Source organism: Klebsiella sp. WP4-W18-ESBL-05 (genome assembly GCF_014169075.1).
GTDB lineage: Bacteria > Pseudomonadota > Gammaproteobacteria > Enterobacterales > Enterobacteriaceae > Kluyvera > Kluyvera ascorbata_B.
Genome location: NZ_AP022057.1, coordinates 3,996,800 through 4,011,637, shown reverse-complemented (window position 1 = coordinate 4,011,637; position 14,838 = coordinate 3,996,800). Strand labels below are relative to the sequence as shown.

At 55.4% G+C, this 14,838-nt stretch carries 15 protein-coding genes and 1 rRNA gene; 8 read left to right on the top strand and 8 right to left on the bottom strand.

Features of this window, described 5'->3' with window-relative positions; translation table 11 throughout:
* Positions 1-64: 64 nt before the first annotated feature.
* The 3 genes from H7R58_RS19300 to tilS all read left to right on the top strand — a co-directional run bounded on the left by H7R58_RS19300 (position 65) and on the right by tilS (position 4,020).
* Positions 65-2,218, top strand: a complete 2,154-nt coding sequence (locus H7R58_RS19300; RefSeq protein ID WP_182929428.1) for a lysine decarboxylase LdcC — start codon at positions 65-67, stop codon at positions 2,216-2,218.
* Positions 2,219-2,265: 47 nt separating this feature from the next.
* On the top strand, positions 2,266-2,655 hold the full coding sequence (locus H7R58_RS19295) for a VOC family protein (protein ID WP_106925594.1): 390 nt from the start codon (positions 2,266-2,268) through the stop codon (positions 2,653-2,655).
* Between the two features lie 63 nt (positions 2,656-2,718).
* The gene (gene tilS, locus H7R58_RS19290; RefSeq protein WP_182934816.1) at positions 2,719-4,020 is read left to right on the top strand and encodes a tRNA lysidine(34) synthetase TilS; all 1,302 of its coding nucleotides are present in this window, start codon (positions 2,719-2,721) and stop codon (positions 4,018-4,020) included.
* Between the two features lie 16 nt (positions 4,021-4,036).
* Here tilS and rof read toward each other — a convergent pair whose 3' ends face one another.
* Together rof and H7R58_RS19280 are read right to left on the bottom strand one after the other, a co-directional pair.
* Positions 4,037-4,297 carry a Rho-binding antiterminator gene (gene rof, locus H7R58_RS19285; protein WP_106925596.1) on the bottom strand — a complete coding sequence of 87 codons (261 nt, stop codon included), beginning with the start codon at positions 4,295-4,297 and terminating at the stop codon, positions 4,037-4,039.
* Positions 4,284-4,484: a YaeP family protein gene (locus tag H7R58_RS19280; RefSeq protein WP_106925598.1), complete on the bottom strand. Its 201-nt coding sequence runs from the start codon at positions 4,482-4,484 to the stop codon at positions 4,284-4,286. Before H7R58_RS19280 ends, rof begins: the two co-directional genes overlap by 14 nt.
* A 166-nt stretch (positions 4,485-4,650) precedes the next feature.
* On the opposite strand from H7R58_RS19280, the gene H7R58_RS19275 reads away from it, so the two are divergent.
* Genes H7R58_RS19275 through nlpE form a run of 3 tightly spaced genes read left to right on the top strand, consistent with a single transcriptional unit; the run spans position 4,651 to position 6,344 of the window.
* The gene (locus H7R58_RS19275; RefSeq protein ID WP_182929426.1) at positions 4,651-5,196 is read left to right on the top strand and encodes a YaeQ family protein; all 546 of its coding nucleotides are present in this window, start codon (positions 4,651-4,653) and stop codon (positions 5,194-5,196) included.
* A complete protein-coding gene (gene arfB, locus H7R58_RS19270) occupies positions 5,193-5,606 on the top strand; it encodes an alternative ribosome rescue aminoacyl-tRNA hydrolase ArfB (protein WP_182929425.1) in 414 nt (137 codons plus the stop codon). Before H7R58_RS19275 ends, arfB begins: the two co-directional genes overlap by 4 nt.
* A 36-nt stretch (positions 5,607-5,642) precedes the next feature.
* Positions 5,643-6,344, top strand: a complete 702-nt coding sequence (nlpE, locus tag H7R58_RS19265) for an envelope stress response activation lipoprotein NlpE (protein ID WP_106925604.1) — start codon at positions 5,643-5,645, stop codon at positions 6,342-6,344.
* A 174-nt stretch (positions 6,345-6,518) separates the two neighbouring features.
* Here the strand turns inward: nlpE and proS are convergent, their stop codons facing one another.
* From proS to metN, 6 genes are all read right to left on the bottom strand, one after another.
* On the bottom strand, positions 6,519-8,237 hold the full coding sequence (proS, locus tag H7R58_RS19260; protein WP_182929424.1) for a proline--tRNA ligase: 1,719 nt from the start codon (positions 8,235-8,237) through the stop codon (positions 6,519-6,521).
* A 113-nt stretch (positions 8,238-8,350) separates the two neighbouring features.
* Positions 8,351-9,058: a tRNA (N6-threonylcarbamoyladenosine(37)-N6)-methyltransferase TrmO gene (tsaA, locus tag H7R58_RS19255; RefSeq protein WP_106925608.1), complete on the bottom strand. Its 708-nt coding sequence runs from the start codon at positions 9,056-9,058 to the stop codon at positions 8,351-8,353.
* A complete protein-coding gene (gene rcsF / locus H7R58_RS19250; RefSeq protein ID WP_106925610.1) occupies positions 9,055-9,459 on the bottom strand; it encodes an Rcs stress response system protein RcsF in 405 nt (134 codons plus the stop codon). Before rcsF ends, tsaA begins: the two co-directional genes overlap by 4 nt.
* Positions 9,460-9,569: 110 nt before the next feature.
* A complete protein-coding gene (metQ, locus tag H7R58_RS19245) occupies positions 9,570-10,385 on the bottom strand; it encodes a methionine ABC transporter substrate-binding lipoprotein MetQ (protein ID WP_106925613.1) in 816 nt (271 codons plus the stop codon).
* Positions 10,386-10,425: 40 nt separating this feature from the next.
* Positions 10,426-11,079: a methionine ABC transporter permease MetI gene (locus H7R58_RS19240; RefSeq protein ID WP_106925615.1), complete on the bottom strand. Its 654-nt coding sequence runs from the start codon at positions 11,077-11,079 to the stop codon at positions 10,426-10,428.
* Positions 11,072-12,103, bottom strand: a complete 1,032-nt coding sequence (gene metN, locus H7R58_RS19235) for a methionine ABC transporter ATP-binding protein MetN (RefSeq protein WP_106925617.1) — start codon at positions 12,101-12,103, stop codon at positions 11,072-11,074. Before metN ends, H7R58_RS19240 begins: the two co-directional genes overlap by 8 nt.
* Before the next feature lie 188 nt (positions 12,104-12,291).
* Between metN and gmhB the strand changes: the two genes are divergently transcribed.
* Complete coding sequence (gene gmhB, locus H7R58_RS19230; protein WP_106925619.1) at positions 12,292-12,855, top strand: D-glycero-beta-D-manno-heptose 1,7-bisphosphate 7-phosphatase; 564 nt, start codon at positions 12,292-12,294, stop codon at positions 12,853-12,855.
* A 377-nt stretch (positions 12,856-13,232) separates the two neighbouring features.
* Positions 13,233-14,772: ribosomal RNA gene (locus H7R58_RS19225) — 16S ribosomal RNA — on the top strand.
* Positions 14,773-14,838 lie beyond the last annotated feature (66 nt).

Sequence of the window (14,838 nt, the reverse complement as noted above, 5' to 3'; positions counted from 1 at the left end):
GCCCTTTTTTATTCCCCTCGTTCTAGCTGCGCTATGATAGGTACAGAATTTCCAGGAGGAACGCATGAATATTATCGCCATTATGGGGCCGCACGGCGTCTACTACAAAGATGAGCCCATCAAGGAGCTGGAACAGGCGCTGTTGGCGCAAGGCTTCAAAATTATCTGGCCGCAAAATAGTGCCGACCTGCTGAAGTTTATCGAGCACAACCCGCGTATCTGTGGGGTGATTTTTGACTGGGATGAATACAGCGTCGATCTGTGCGGTGAGATTAATCAGCTCAATGAATATCTACCGCTTTATGCCTTTATCAATAACCATTCGACGATGGACGTCAGCGCACACGACATGCGCATGGCGCTGTGGTTCTTTGAGTATGCGCTGGGTCAGGCTGACGATATCGCGACGCGTATTCGCCAGTACACCAACGAATACCTGGATAACATTACGCCGCCGTTTACCAAAGCGCTGTTCACCTATGTGACAGAAGGCAAGTACACTTTCTGTACGCCGGGGCACATGGCGGGAACGGCCTATCAAAAAAGCCCGGTAGGCTGCCTGTTTTATGATTTCTTCGGTGCCAATACGCTGAAAGCCGACGTGTCGATTTCGGTGACGGAGCTGGGTTCCCTGTTGGATCACACCGGCCCGCACCTCGAGGCGGAGGAGTACATTGCCCGCACCTTTGGCGCCGAGCAAAGCTATATGGTGACGAACGGTACCTCAACGTCGAACAAAATCGTTGGGATGTATGCGGCGCCGAGCGGCAGTACGCTGTTGATTGACCGTAATTGTCACAAGTCGTTAGCGCACCTGCTGATGATGAGCGACGTGGTGCCGCTGTGGCTGAAACCGACGCGTAACGCGCTGGGTATCCTTGGCGGTATCCCCAAGCGTGAGTTTACTCGCGATAGCCTGCAGCAAAAGGTCAATACGACCGACGGCGCGCAGTGGCCGGTGCACGCCGTGATCACCAACTCGACCTATGACGGGCTGCTGTATAACACCAATTGGATCAAACAGACGCTCGACGTGCCGTCGATTCACTTTGACTCGGCCTGGGTACCGTACACCCACTTTCATCCCATTTACCAGGGGAAAAGCGGCATGAGCGGCGATCGCGTGCCGGGGAAAGTGTTCTTCGAAACCCAGTCGACCCACAAGATGCTGGCGGCGCTATCGCAGGCGTCGTTAATTCACATCAAGGGCGACTACGACGAAGACACCTTTAACGAAGCCTTTATGATGCATACCTCTACCTCGCCAAGTTACCCGATCGTCGCTTCGATCGAGACGGCTGCGGCGATGCTGCGCGGCAACCCGGGCAAAAGGCTGATTAACCGCTCGGTAGAGCGCGCGCTGCATTTCCGTAAAGAGGTACAGCGGCTGCGTGAAGAGTCCGACAGCTGGTTCTTTGATATCTGGCAGCCTGAGCAGATAGATCAGGCCGAGTGCTGGCCGGTATCGCCAGGGGAAGACTGGCACGGTTTCAGCGATGCGGATGCCGACCATATGTTCCTCGATCCGGTAAAAGTCACGATTCTGACGCCGGGGATGGATGAACAGGGCAATATGAGCGATGAGGGGATCCCGGCGGCGCTGGTGGCGAAATACCTTGATGAGCACGGCGTGGTGGTCGAGAAAACGGGGCCGTATAACCTGCTGTTCTTGTTCAGCATTGGGATTGATAAAACCCGGGCAATGGGGCTGCTGCGCGGGCTGACGGAGTTTAAACGCGCTTACGATCTCAATCTGCGGGTGAAGAATATGCTGCCGGATCTTTATGCTGAAGATCCTGATTTTTATCGCAATATGCGTATTCAGGATCTGGCTCAGGGGATCCACCGTCTGATTCGTCAGCACGACCTGCCGCGCCTGATGCTGCGCGCCTTTGACGTGCTGCCGGAAATGAAGCTCACGCCGCACCGCGCGTGGCAGCGGCAAATCAAAGGCGACGTCGAAACCGTTGCGCTGGAAGATCTGGTGGGGCGTATCTCGGCCAATATGATCCTGCCGTACCCGCCGGGCGTGCCGTTGCTGATGCCGGGTGAGATGATCACCGAACAGAGCCGATCGGTGCTCGATTTCCTGCTGATGCTCTGTTCGATCGGGCGACATTATCCGGGCTTTGAAACCGATATCCACGGAGCAAAACGCGATGAAAACGGGGTCTACCGGGTGAGAGTCCTAAAAGAGAGTCAGGGGCTTGCGCGATAACGCCCGGCGCGGGTAACGTGCTGAGAAACGGTTAACGGAGAGACAGGATGCTGGGACTAAAACAGATTCATCACATTGCGATTATTGGCACCGACTACGCGAAAAGTAAGGCTTTCTACTGCAATATTCTCGGCTTTACCCTGCAAAGCGAGGTGTATCGAGAAGCGCGCGATTCGTGGAAGGGTGATCTCGCGCTAAACGGCCAGTACGTGATTGAGCTGTTTTCTTTCCCGTTCCCGCCCGCGCGGCCCAGCCGCCCGGAGGCCTGCGGGCTGCGCCATCTGGCCTTTAGCGTTGCGGATATCGACGCTTCGGTGGCGCATCTGGAGGCGCACGGGGTTGCCTGTGAGGCGATTCGCGTCGATCCGTACACCGGTAAGCGCTTTACCTTTTTCACCGATCCTGACGGCCTGCCGCTGGAACTCTACCAGCAGTAAGGCTTGCCAGCGACCGTCCGGCCCGGTAACGTGCCGGGCGAGACTTTTCACGACACGATAACGATGACGCCATCTTCTCTCGAACAGCAGCTTTCCCCCCATCGCCAGTTTCTGGTGGCATTTAGCGGCGGGCTGGACTCAACGGTTTTGTTACATCAGTTGGTGTGCTGGCAACGACAGAACCCAGGCGTTACCCTGCGCGCCATTCATATTCACCACGGCATCAGCCCGCACGCCGATAGCTGGGTCGCACACTGTCAACGGGTGTGCGACGAGTGGCAGGTGCCTCTGGCGGTTACCCGCGTCACGCTGACCGGGCAAGGGGCAGGGCTCGAGGCCGAAGCCAGAGAGGCACGCTACCGGGCGTTTCGTGAGGCATTGCGGCCCGGAGAAGTGTTGCTGACGGCGCAGCATCTGGACGATCAGAGTGAAACGCTGCTGCTGGCGCTTAAGCGCGGCAGCGGGCCTGCCGGGCTGTCGGCCATGCCGCGGCGCGCGGCCTTTGCCGGTACTCAACTTATTCGTCCTTTGCTGAATGAAAGCCGCGCTGCGCTGCTAGGCTGGGCGCAGCAGCACGGGCTGTGTTGGATTGAGGACGAGAGCAATCAGGATGATGCCTACGATCGGAACTTCCTGCGTCTGCGCGTTTTACCGCTGCTGAATGCCCGCTGGCCGCACTTTGCCGACGCGGCGGCGCGGAGTGCGGCGCTGTGCGGTGAGCAGGAGCAACTGCTGGATGAACTGTTGGCCGACGAGCTTGCTCACCTGCTTTCAGAAACGGGCGCGCTGGCGATTAATCCGCTATACGACATGAGCGGGCCAAAGCGTGCGGCATTACTGCGGCGCTGGCTTTCCCACCATGGTGCCGCGATGCCGTCGCGCGAGATGCTGGCGCGGCTGTGGCAGGAGGTCGCGTTAGCGCGTGAAGATGCCGCACCGCGTCTACGTCTGGGGAACTTTGAGGTGCGCCGCTTTCAGCAGCAGCTGTGGTGGGTGCAAGCGCATGAGGGGCAGAGTGGAACGACGTTAGCCTGGGTCAGCCCCGATAAGCCGCTGGATTTGCCGGACGGCCTTGGGCGAGTGAGCCTGATCCCGGGGGGCGAGATTCGACCTCCGCGCGCCGACGAGCCGGTTTCTATTCGCTTTAAAGCCCTCGGAATGCTGCATATTGTTGGTCGTCACGGCGGGCGCAAGCTGAAAAAAATCTGGCAAGAGCTCGAGGTACCGCCATGGCAGCGCGATACCACGCCGCTGCTGTTTTATGGTGACACATTGATTGCGGCTGCGGGGCGGTTTGTTACGCTGGATGGGAAGCGTGAAGGCGGAGAAGGGCTACAGTTTTGCTGGCAAAAAACGGGCAGCTGAGCTGCCCGTTTCGCTATTATGACTCGCTGACAACCACGGTGCCGATCTGAGGGTGGCTGAAGCTGGCAATCCGATCGAGACGGAGTTCGCGCTGTTCTCCCGCGTTGTCGACGACCAGATACTCCACGTTCTTACGCGAGAGCAGATCGTGGGCTTTGGCTTGCAGTACTTCGCCATCTTTCAGTTGCAGAGAGAGGACGAGGTGGTGCTGGCAGGCAAGCTCAAGGTTGTCATAGTCATCACAGTTGATGGGTTGATAAGTATCATTCATTGACATAATCGCTCACCAGTAAGTTTGCCGCCGCGTACGCGGCTTTTTCCCTGACTGACTCCGACACGGCGTCATCCGCCGCAACGTCGTTCAAAACTTTCAGTACACAGCCTAGCGCATCCGGGATATACCCTAAATCACCGCTCGCAATTTCGGCGTAGCGTTGGCGAATCAACTCACAATAGTTGCCCACATGCCCTCCTGTCAGCGCTTCAATTAAGCCTATGAAGATAATCTCTGTTTAGCAAGGTGACTATATCACACTCATTTAAGCAATATCAGCGGGATGAGCGGCGGCAGGCGCGCCTTTTGGCGTTGATTTCGTTACAATGACCACCATTTTTTGCAGGAGTTTAGCCATGGCGCTGAAAGCAACGATTTATAAAGCAGTGGTCAACGTCGCAGATATCGACCGTAGCCAGTTCCTGGACGCGTCCTTAACCCTCGCGCGCCACCCGTCCGAAACCCAGGAGCGTATGATGCTGCGCCTGCTGGCGTGGATTAAGTATGCCGATGAACGGCTGCAGTTTACCCGCGGGCTCTCTTCTGACGATGAACCGGAGGTCTGGCTGCGTAACGATCATTTGGGCATCGATCTGTGGATTGAACTGGGGCTGCCGGACGAACGGCGGATCAAAAAAGCCTGTAGCCTGGCGCAAGAGGTGGCGTTGTTCACCTATAATAGTCGTGCCGCAGAGATTTGGTGGCAGCAGAATCAGAGCAAAATGGCAGGCTTTAAAAACCTCAGTATCTGGTATCTCGACGATGAACAACTGGCGAAGCTTAGCGCATTTGCCGAGCGTACGATGACGCTGCAAGCGACCCTTCAGGAAGGCGCAATCTGGCTATCTGATGCTCAGAATAATCTGGAAATTCATCTGACGCCGTGGCAAATCACGGCATGATTACGCTTTCCCGGCAGGTGAGCATTCCGGAGGATGAGCTGACAATCACCGCTATCCGGGCGCAGGGCGCGGGCGGACAGCATGTGAATAAGACCTCAACGGCTATTCACCTGCGTTTTGACATCCGTGCCTCAAGCCTGCCAGAGTATTACAAAACGCGTTTGCTTGAGGCCAGCCATCACTTAATTTCTGCTGATGGTGTGATTATCATTAAGGCGCAGGAGCACCGTAGCCAGGAGATGAATCGCGAAGCAGCGATCGCCAGGCTGGTGGCGGTGATCCAGACGTTAACCGCAGAACAAAAAAGCCGACGCCCCACGCGCCCGACCCGCGCGTCAAAAGAGCGGCGGCTGAATTCAAAAGCGCAGAAATCTTCGGTGAAGTCCTTGCGCGGGAAAGTTCGCTACTAAGCCGGACGTGGATGTAATAACAATAAGGAATTGAGGGTGAAAAAAGCGATATTAGCCATTGCGGCGACGGGAATGCTGTTCGGCCTGTTCGGGTGTAACCATTCGGAAGTGACTGCCCTCAAGCCGACGCAGCAGGCGGAGTTAACGCCGATGCAGCAGAGCTGGCGCGGCGTATTGCCATGCGCTGATTGCGAAGGCATTGAGACCTCGCTGTTCCTCGAGAAGGACGGTACCTGGGTCATGAATGAACGCTATCAGGGCGTGCGCCGCGAACCGTCGTCATTTGGTTCTTACGGTACCTGGGCGCGTACTGCCGACAAGCTGGTCCTGACCGACAGCCAGGGCGAAAAATCGTACTATCGGGTGAAAGGCGAAAAGCTGGAGATGCTTGACCGTCAAGGTAACCCGATCCAATCGAAGCTGAACTATACGCTGGAGCCCGCGAAGGCCAGCCTGCCGACCACGCCGATAGCGATGCGCGGCATGTACTTCTATATGGCGGACGCGGCGACGTTCACCGACTGTGCAACAGGCCAGCGCCTGGCGGTTGCCAACAATGCCCAGCTGGAACGTGATTATGCCGCGGCGCAGGGCAGCAGCAGCCAGCCGATTCTGCTGGTGGTGGAGGGGCACTTTACCCTTGAGCCCAACCCGGATACCGGCGCGATGGTCAAAACGCTAGCGACCGATAAAGCTGGGACATTCTCGCCGGGTAAAGACTGTACCAGCGTGAAATAACGGTATCTGTAGGCCTGATAAGCGTAGCGCCATCAGGCAATTTGGTTCCGCTTGCCGGATGGCGGCGTAAACGCCTTATCCGGCCAGCTATCATAAAAAAGCCTCGCAAATGCGAGGCTTTTTTTGTCGCCCGAACCAGGCGTTAACGCCTGATTCGGGAGGGCACCGAGCGGATTAGCCCTTAATCGCTTTCAGCAGATAATCGACGATGTCGCCGGTTTTAATCAGCTGTTTCTCGCCGTTACGACGGTATTTGTATTCGATATCGTCGTTGTCGAGGTTACGGTCGCCCAGCACGATGGTGTGCGGAATACCGATCAGTTCCATATCGGCGAACATCACGCCCGGACGCTCTTTACGGTCGTCCATCAACACGTCAATTCCGTGCGCGCGCAGCTCTGCGTACAGTTTCTCCGCCAGCTCTTGTACACGGTAGGATTTGTGCATGTTCATTGGCAGAATGGCGACCTGGAACGGGGCGATGGCGTCAGGCCATACGATGCCGCGATCGTCAAAGTTCTGCTCAATAGCGGCCGCCACCACGCGAGTCACCCCGATACCGTAGCAGCCCATGGTCAGCGTCTGGTTACGCCCGTCTTCGCCCTGTACCGAGGCCTTCATGGCTTCAGAGTACTTGGTACCCAGCTGGAAGATGTGACCGACTTCGATGCCGCGTTTGATCATCAGCGTGCCTTTGCCATCCGGGCTCGGGTCACCGGCGACCACGTTACGGATGTCTGCCACTTCCGGCGTCGCTACGTCGCGATCCCAGTTGATGCCAAAGTAGTGCTTACCGTCGATGTTCGCACCGGCGGCAAAGTCGCTCATTGCGGCAACGGTACGGTCGATGATAACCGGAATCGGCAGATTGACCGGGCCCAGAGAGCCCGGACCTGCGTTGACCAGCGCACGAATTTCTTCTTCGGTCGCGAAGGTCAGCGGGCTGGCAACCTGCGGCAGTTTTTCCGCTTTGACTTCGTTCAGCTCGTGATCGCCGCGAACCAGCAGGGCAATCAGCGGAAACTTGCTGTCTTCTACCGCTTTCACCAGCAGGGTTTTCACGGTTTTTTCGATTGGCAGGTTGAACTGCTCAACCAGCTCGGCGATGGTTTTTGCGTTTGGCGTATCAACCAGGCTCATTTCCTGGGTCGCCGCCGCGCGCGGTTCTTTTGGTGCAAGCGCTTCGGCAAATTCAATGTTGGCCGCGTAGTCGGAGGAGTCAGAGAAGATCACGTCATCTTCGCCGCTCTGCGCCAGCACCTGGAATTCATGAGAGGCATTGCCGCCGATGGAGCCGGTGTCAGCCTGTACCGCACGGAAATCCAGACCCATACGGCTGAAGATTTTGCTGTACGCGGCGTACATGGCGTCGTAGGTTTCCTGCAGCGATTCCTGAGAGGTATGGAAAGAGTAGGCATCTTTCATCAGGAATTCGCGCGAACGCATCACGCCAAAGCGCGGGCGTACTTCGTCACGGAATTTAGTCTGGATCTGATAGAAGTTCAGCGGCAGCTGTTTGTAAGAGCTCAGCTCGTTACGAATCAGGTCGGTGATGACTTCTTCGTGCGTTGGGCCGAGAACGAAAGAACGGTCACCGCGGTCAGCAATGCGCAGCAGCTCCGGGCCATACTGTTCCCAACGGCCGCTCTCTTCCCACAGTTCGGAAGGCTGAACCACCGGCATTAACACCTCGATCGCACCGGCGTTGTTCATCTCTTCACGCACGATGTTTTCGACTTTTTTCAGGACGCGCACGCCGGTCGGCAGCCAGGTATATAACCCGGAGGCCAGCTTGCGGATCATCCCGGCGCGCAGCATCAGCTGGTGGCTGATGACTTCGGCGTCGGCAGGCGTCTCCTTCAGAGTGGAGAGCAGGTATTGGCTAGTACGCATGTTGTTACGGTTCCAGTTGGACGACAGAACAGGCTCCAGATGAGCCTGGTACAAAACAAAAGTGGTTTAGTTTACCAGCGAGAAAGGGATGTCAAAAGAGTACGCGACGCAAATTAGCGGGCTTCCAGCGCAAAGACCTCAAATCCTGACGGCGTGACGCGCCAGCGGACGTTAAAGTCCAGCAGCCAGACGGCGTAGGTTTTGCCTTCTTCCTCATTTTTACGATAGGCAGGACGCGGGTCCTGCGCCAGCACTTCGGCAATAAACTGGCGAAGGCGCGGGTAGCGCGTTTCCAGCCCGAGCAACTGCTGGGTAATGTCTTCGCTGAAGCTGACGTTTACGCCGGCCTGAGGCGCATCCTGTGCATAGCTGGCACGCGCGTCGGGTAGCGCCTCGGCAAACGGCAGATACGGTTTGATATCAACGACCGGCGTACCGTCGACGAGATCCAGCCCGCCCAGTTCGAGAATCACATGCTCTTTATGGCAGCGAATGCCCCGCAGTTCGACCAGCGACATCCCGATGGGGTTGGGACGGAAGGTGGAGCGGGTTGCAAACACGCCCATTCGTGCGTTGCCGCCGAGACGGGGAGGACGCACCGTCGGGCGCCAGCCGCCTTCCATCGTTTGATGAAAGACAAACAGCACCCACAGGTGACTGAAGTCTTCCAGGCCGCGTACGGCATCGGCCTGGTTGTAAGGGGCAAGCAGGTGCAGCTCGCCGCTACAGCTTTTGACCAGGCCCGGTTGACGCGGCACGGCAAACTTCTCTTTATAAGGAGAGCGGATAACGCCTATTTGCTCGAAGGAGAAGTGGCTCATTTCGCGCTAACGTTGAGGGCCGACCCGATGCAAACCGCCTGACGATAGCAGCCCGGAGCACCGCTGGTCACTTCGCAGCTGTGCAGCAGTACCGCGTTTGCCTTCATTTTAGAGGCATTGATCTGCATACGCTTGCGCGCCGTTGGGATGTTCGGCGGTGAATCCTGGTTAGTTGCCTGGCAAGAGTCACCGGACACTTCGCCTAAGTCGCGGAACGGTTTACCGACCAGATCCTCGGCGTTGGTAATAATGCGTACCGGCGTCGCGCGCGGCGCTTTGGGTTTCGCGGTCTCCGTTTTGACGGGGGTCGCTGTGCTTTGAACGGGTTCAACAGGAGATCTGTTTAGCATGGAGCAGCCACCTAACAGGAGTGCTAATAAACAGACCGGTAAAGCACGCATAGTAATTCCTCTATAAAGGGTAGACCAGGGGGCTATTGAATCAGGTGCTTGCATAAATGACAAGACGGGCATGCGCCCGTCTTGAAAGATACTGCGGAGGGGGAAGGCGATTACCAGCCTTTAACCGCACCGCCGTTAAAGATTTTGTTCGCCGCCTCGTACACTTCGTCAGACTGGTAAGCCTGAACGAATTTCTTCACGTTTTCCGCGTCTTTGTTGTCTTCGCGAGTCACGATCATGTTGACGTACGGAGAGTCTTTACCTTCAACGAAAATACCGTCTTTTGCCGGGGTCAGGTTGATCTGGCTAGCGTAGGTGGTGTTGATGACGGCCAGCGCAATCTGCGCATCGTCCAGGGAACGCGGCAGCTGCGGCGCTTCCAGTTCAACAATCTTCAGGTTTTTCGGGTTCTCTACGATGTCCAGAGAGGTCGGCAGCAGGCCAACGCCGTCTTTCAGTTTGATCAGACCTTCTTTTTGCAGCAGCAGCAGGGAACGGCCGAGGTTAGTCGGGTCGTTAGGCACTGCAATCTGGGAGCCCGGCTGCAGCTCGTCCAGGGATTTGATTTTTTTAGAGTAGCCAGCAATCGGATACACGAAGGTGTTACCCACGGAAACCAGCTTGTAGCCACGGTCTTTGATCTGCTGATCGAGGTACGGTTTATGCTGGAAGGCGTTGGCGTCAATATCGCCTTTGCTCAGCGCTTCGTTCGGCAGCACGTAGTCGTTGAAGGTCACCAGTTCAACGTCCAGGCCGTATTTTTCTTTCGCGACTTTCTGTGCGACTTCAGCAACCTGCTGTTCCGCACCGACGATCACGCCGACTTTAATATGGTTTGGATCTTTCTCGTCCTGGCCGCAACCAACAAGTGCCAGAGAACCAATCAGGGCTCCAACTGCCGCAAAGGTTTTAAAATTGAACGCCATGCTTATTTCCTTAAACTTTTAAGTTGTGTTGTGTGTAACGCTATTTATGAGTGACTGCCCGGACGATACGATCGCCAGATAGTTGAATTAAATAAACCAGAACGACCAGCAATACCAGAACTGTATTCATTACGACCGCATTATAGCCAATGTAGCCGTACTGATAGCCAATCTGCCCCAGACCGCCGGCACCAACGGCACCGCCCATCGCTGAGTAGCCGACCAGGGTAATCAGGGTAATGGTTGCCGCGTTCACCAGGCCCGGCAGCGCTTCCGGCAGCAGGACTTTACGCACGATCTGCATCGGCGTCGCGCCCATTGCGCGGGAGGCTTCAATCAGCCCGGTGGGGATTTCCAGCAGGGCGTTCTCGACCATGCGGGCGATAAACGGCGCAGCGCCGACCGTCAGAGGGACAATTGCCGCCTGCAGACCGATGGATGTGCCCACGATCACGCGGGTAAACGGGATCATCCATACCAACAGGATAATAAACGGAATAGAACGGAAGATATTCACCAGCGCAGAGAGGACGCGGTAGAGCTTGCCATTCTCAATGATTTGCCCTGGACGCGTGGTATAAAGAAGCACGCCGACCGGCAGACCAATCACAAAGCCGAAAAAGCCCGACACAAACGTCATGGCCAGCGTTTCCCAGACGCCGCGCGCCAGTAACCACATCATGGCCTCAGACATAACCCAATACCTCTACTTTTACATGGTGTTGCTGCAGCCAGGCGATGGCTGCCTGCGTATCTTCTGGCGCGCCGTGCATTTCAGTCAGCATAATGCCGAACTTCACGCCGCCCGCGTAATCCATCTGCGCGCTAATAATGTTGTTGTTTACGTTAAAGCGGCGTGCGGTTTCCGACAGCAGCGGAGCGTCGACCGAATGGCCGGTAAACTCCATCCGCAGCATCGGTACGCTGTCGGTGAACGGTTCCGCCTTAAGACGCGCCTGATAATCTTCCGGAATATCGAGGTGCAGCGTGGACTGAATAAACTGCTGCGCCAGCGGCGTTTTCGGATGAGAAAAGACTTCGCTCACCGTATCCTGCTCGATAAGCTCGCCGTTGCTGATGACTGCCACGCAGTCACAGATGCGCTTCACCACGTCCATTTCATGAGTGATGAGCAGAATCGTCAGACCCAGGCGGCGGTTAATGTCTTTCAGCAGTTCGAGGATGGCGCGAGTGGTCGCCGGATCCAGCGCGCTGGTGGCTTCATCGCACAGCAGCACTTTCGGGTTACTGGCTAACGCACGGGCAATCGCCACGCGCTGCTTCTGGCCACCGGACAGGTTTGCCGGGTAGCTATCGTGCTTATCGCTCAGACCAACGAGGTCCAGCAGCTCAGTGACGCGACGCTTCACTTCATCTTTAGGGGTGTTGTCGAGCTCGAGCGGCAGCGCAACGTTGCCAAATACCGTGCGTGAAGAGAGCAGGTTAAAGTGCTGGAAAATCATGCCAATCTGGCGACGAGCTTTTGTCAGCGCCGATTCGGACAGCGCCGTCAGTTCCTGGCCGTCAACCTGCACGCTGCCATCAGTAGGACGTTCGAGCAGGTTAACGCAGCGAATCAGCGTACTTTTACCGGCACCGGATGCGCCAATGACGCCATAAATTTGTCCCGCAGGCACGTGCAGGCTAACGTTGTTTAGCGCCTGAATAGTGCGGTGGCCCTGCTGGAACACTTTGGTGATATTCGAAAGTTTAATCATTAGATTATTTATTATCGGTTAGGAGTTATCCGCGGCATTTTGTTCTGCCCTGGACGGGCGATGACCGTCAACAAAACGGATGTTAAGGCATCTAGATGTCTAAATCAATCTGATTTATGCGATCGACGCTTTCTTGCCTGTCGAAACATGCGATACTAAGCACACATGCCTTATTCAGGAGCAACACGGTGGCAAAGTCCGTACCCGCTATTTTTCTCGATCGTGATGGCACGATTAATGTCGATCATGGCTACGTTCATGAAATAGATGCGTTTGAGTTTATTGATGGCGTCATTGACGCGATGCGTGAATTAAAAGAGATGGGCTACGCCCTGGTTCTGGTGACCAACCAGTCGGGTATTGCTCGCGGGAAATTTACCGAAGCGCAGTTTGAAACGCTGACGGAATGGATGGACTGGTCGCTTGCCGACCGCGGTGTCGATCTGGACGGTATCTATTATTGCCCGCATCATCCGCAGGGAACAGTAGAAGAGTATCGTCAGGTGTGTGATTGCCGTAAACCGCATCCGGGTATGCTGAAGTCGGCACAGGACTATCTGCACATTGATATGGCTTCTTCTTATATGGTTGGCGATAAAGTTGAAGATATGCAGGCAGCCGCTGCGGCGGGCGTAGGCACGAAAGTATTGGTGCGCACCGGTAAGCCGGTCACCGAAGACGCCGAAAAAGCCGCAGATTGGGTGATTAATAGTCTGGCGGACCTGCCTGCAGCCATCAAAAAGCGGAAATAATCGACAAAAAGGTGAAAAGGTGAGCGGTTGAAAGAAAAATGCATTTTCCCTCTTGTCAGCCAGAATAAACTCCCTATAATGCGCCTCCACTGACACGGAACAACGGATTACAAGCCGCCGGGTCAGCGAGGTTCTCCTGAGAATCTCGGCAGAGAAAAGCGAAATTAAACGCTTGACTCTGAAAGAGGAAAGCGTAATATACGCCACCTCGCAACAGTGAGCGAAAGCCGTGTTGCACTGCTCTTTAACAATTTATCAGACAATCTGTGTGGGCACTCGAAGATACGGATTCTTAACGTCGCAAGACGAAAAATGAATCCCAGTCTCTGAGTGAACACGTAATTCATTACGAAGTTTAATTCACGAGCATCAAACTTAAATTGAAGAGTTTGATCATGGCTCAGATTGAACGCTGGCGGCAGGCCTAACACATGCAAGTCGAACGGTAGCACAGAGAGCTTGCTCTTGGGTGACGAGTGGCGGACGGGTGAGTAATGTCTGGGAAACTGCCCGATGGAGGGGGATAACTACTGGAAACGGTAGCTAATACCGCATAACGTCGCAAGACCAAAGTGGGGGACCTTCGGGCCTCACACCATCGGATGTGCCCAGATGGGATTAGCTAGTAGGTGGGGTAACGGCTCACCTAGGCGACGATCCCTAGCTGGTCTGAGAGGATGACCAGCCACACTGGAACTGAGACACGGTCCAGACTCCTACGGGAGGCAGCAGTGGGGAATATTGCACAATGGGCGCAAGCCTGATGCAGCCATGCCGCGTGTATGAAGAAGGCCTTCGGGTTGTAAAGTACTTTCAGCGAGGAGGAAGGCATTAAGGTTAATAACCTTAGTGATTGACGTTACTCGCAGAAGAAGCACCGGCTAACTCCGTGCCAGCAGCCGCGGTAATACGGAGGGTGCAAGCGTTAATCGGAATTACTGGGCGTAAAGCGCACGCAGGCGGTTTGTTAAGTCAGATGTGAAATCCCCGGGCTCAACCTGGGAACTGCATTTGAAACTGGCAAGCTTGAGTCTCGTAGAGGGGGGTAGAATTCCAGGTGTAGCGGTGAAATGCGTAGAGATCTGGAGGAATACCGGTGGCGAAGGCGGCCCCCTGGACGAAGACTGACGCTCAGGTGCGAAAGCGTGGGGAGCAAACAGGATTAGATACCCTGGTAGTCCACGCCGTAAACGATGTCTATTTGGAGGTTGTTCCCTTGAGGAGTGGCTTCCGGAGCTAACGCGTTAAATAGACCGCCTGGGGAGTACGGCCGCAAGGTTAAAACTCAAATGAATTGACGGGGGCCCGCACAAGCGGTGGAGCATGTGGTTTAATTCGATGCAACGCGAAGAACCTTACCTACTCTTGACATCCAGAGAACTTAGCAGAGATGCTTTGGTGCCTTCGGGAACTCTGAGACAGGTGCTGCATGGCTGTCGTCAGCTCGTGTTGTGAAATGTTGGGTTAAGTCCCGCAACGAGCGCAACCCTTATCCTTTGTTGCCAGCGGTTCGGCCGGGAACTCAAAGGAGACTGCCAGTGATAAACTGGAGGAAGGTGGGGATGACGTCAAGTCATCATGGCCCTTACGAGTAGGGCTACACACGTGCTACAATGGCATATACAAAGAGAAGCGATCTCGCGAGAGCAAGCGGACCTCATAAAGTATGTCGTAGTCCGGATTGGAGTCTGCAACTCGACTCCATGAAGTCGGAATCGCTAGTAATCGTAGATCAGAATGCTACGGTGAATACGTTCCCGGGCCTTGTACACACCGCCCGTCACACCATGGGAGTGGGTTGCAAAAGAAGTAGGTAGCTTAACCTTCGGGAGGGCGCTTACCACTTTGTGATTCATGACTGGGGTGAAGTCGTAACAAGGTAACCGTAGGGGAACCTGCGGTTGGATCACCTCCTTACCTTAAAGAAGCGTTCTTTGAAGTGCTCACACAGATTGTCTGATGAAAAATAGCAGTAAAGAATCT

What these genes read in the sequence shown, in the direction of transcription:
- metN (WP_106925617.1), bottom strand. Translation starts at nt 12,103, where the DNA reads ATGATTAAACTTTCGAATATCACCAAAGTGTTCCAGCAGGGCCACCGC.
- tsaA (WP_106925608.1), bottom strand. Translation starts at nt 9,058, where the DNA reads ATGAGCCACTTCTCCTTCGAGCAAATAGGCGTTATCCGCTCTCCTTAT.
- rcsF (WP_106925610.1), bottom strand. Translation starts at nt 9,459, where the DNA reads ATGCGTGCTTTACCGGTCTGTTTATTAGCACTCCTGTTAGGTGGCTGC.
- rof (WP_106925596.1), bottom strand. Translation starts at nt 4,297, where the DNA reads ATGTCAATGAATGATACTTATCAACCCATCAACTGTGATGACTATGAC.
- metQ (WP_106925613.1), bottom strand. Translation starts at nt 10,385, where the DNA reads ATGGCGTTCAATTTTAAAACCTTTGCGGCAGTTGGAGCCCTGATTGGT.
- proS (WP_182929424.1), bottom strand. Translation starts at nt 8,237, where the DNA reads ATGCGTACTAGCCAATACCTGCTCTCCACTCTGAAGGAGACGCCTGCC.
- H7R58_RS19275 (WP_182929426.1), top strand. Translation starts at nt 4,651, where the DNA reads ATGGCGCTGAAAGCAACGATTTATAAAGCAGTGGTCAACGTCGCAGAT.
- H7R58_RS19295 (WP_106925594.1), top strand. Translation starts at nt 2,266, where the DNA reads ATGCTGGGACTAAAACAGATTCATCACATTGCGATTATTGGCACCGAC.
- tilS (WP_182934816.1), top strand. Translation starts at nt 2,719, where the DNA reads ATGACGCCATCTTCTCTCGAACAGCAGCTTTCCCCCCATCGCCAGTTT.
- H7R58_RS19240 (WP_106925615.1), bottom strand. Translation starts at nt 11,079, where the DNA reads ATGTCTGAGGCCATGATGTGGTTACTGGCGCGCGGCGTCTGGGAAACG.
- H7R58_RS19300 (WP_182929428.1), top strand. Translation starts at nt 65, where the DNA reads ATGAATATTATCGCCATTATGGGGCCGCACGGCGTCTACTACAAAGAT.
- arfB (WP_182929425.1), top strand. Translation starts at nt 5,193, where the DNA reads ATGATTACGCTTTCCCGGCAGGTGAGCATTCCGGAGGATGAGCTGACA.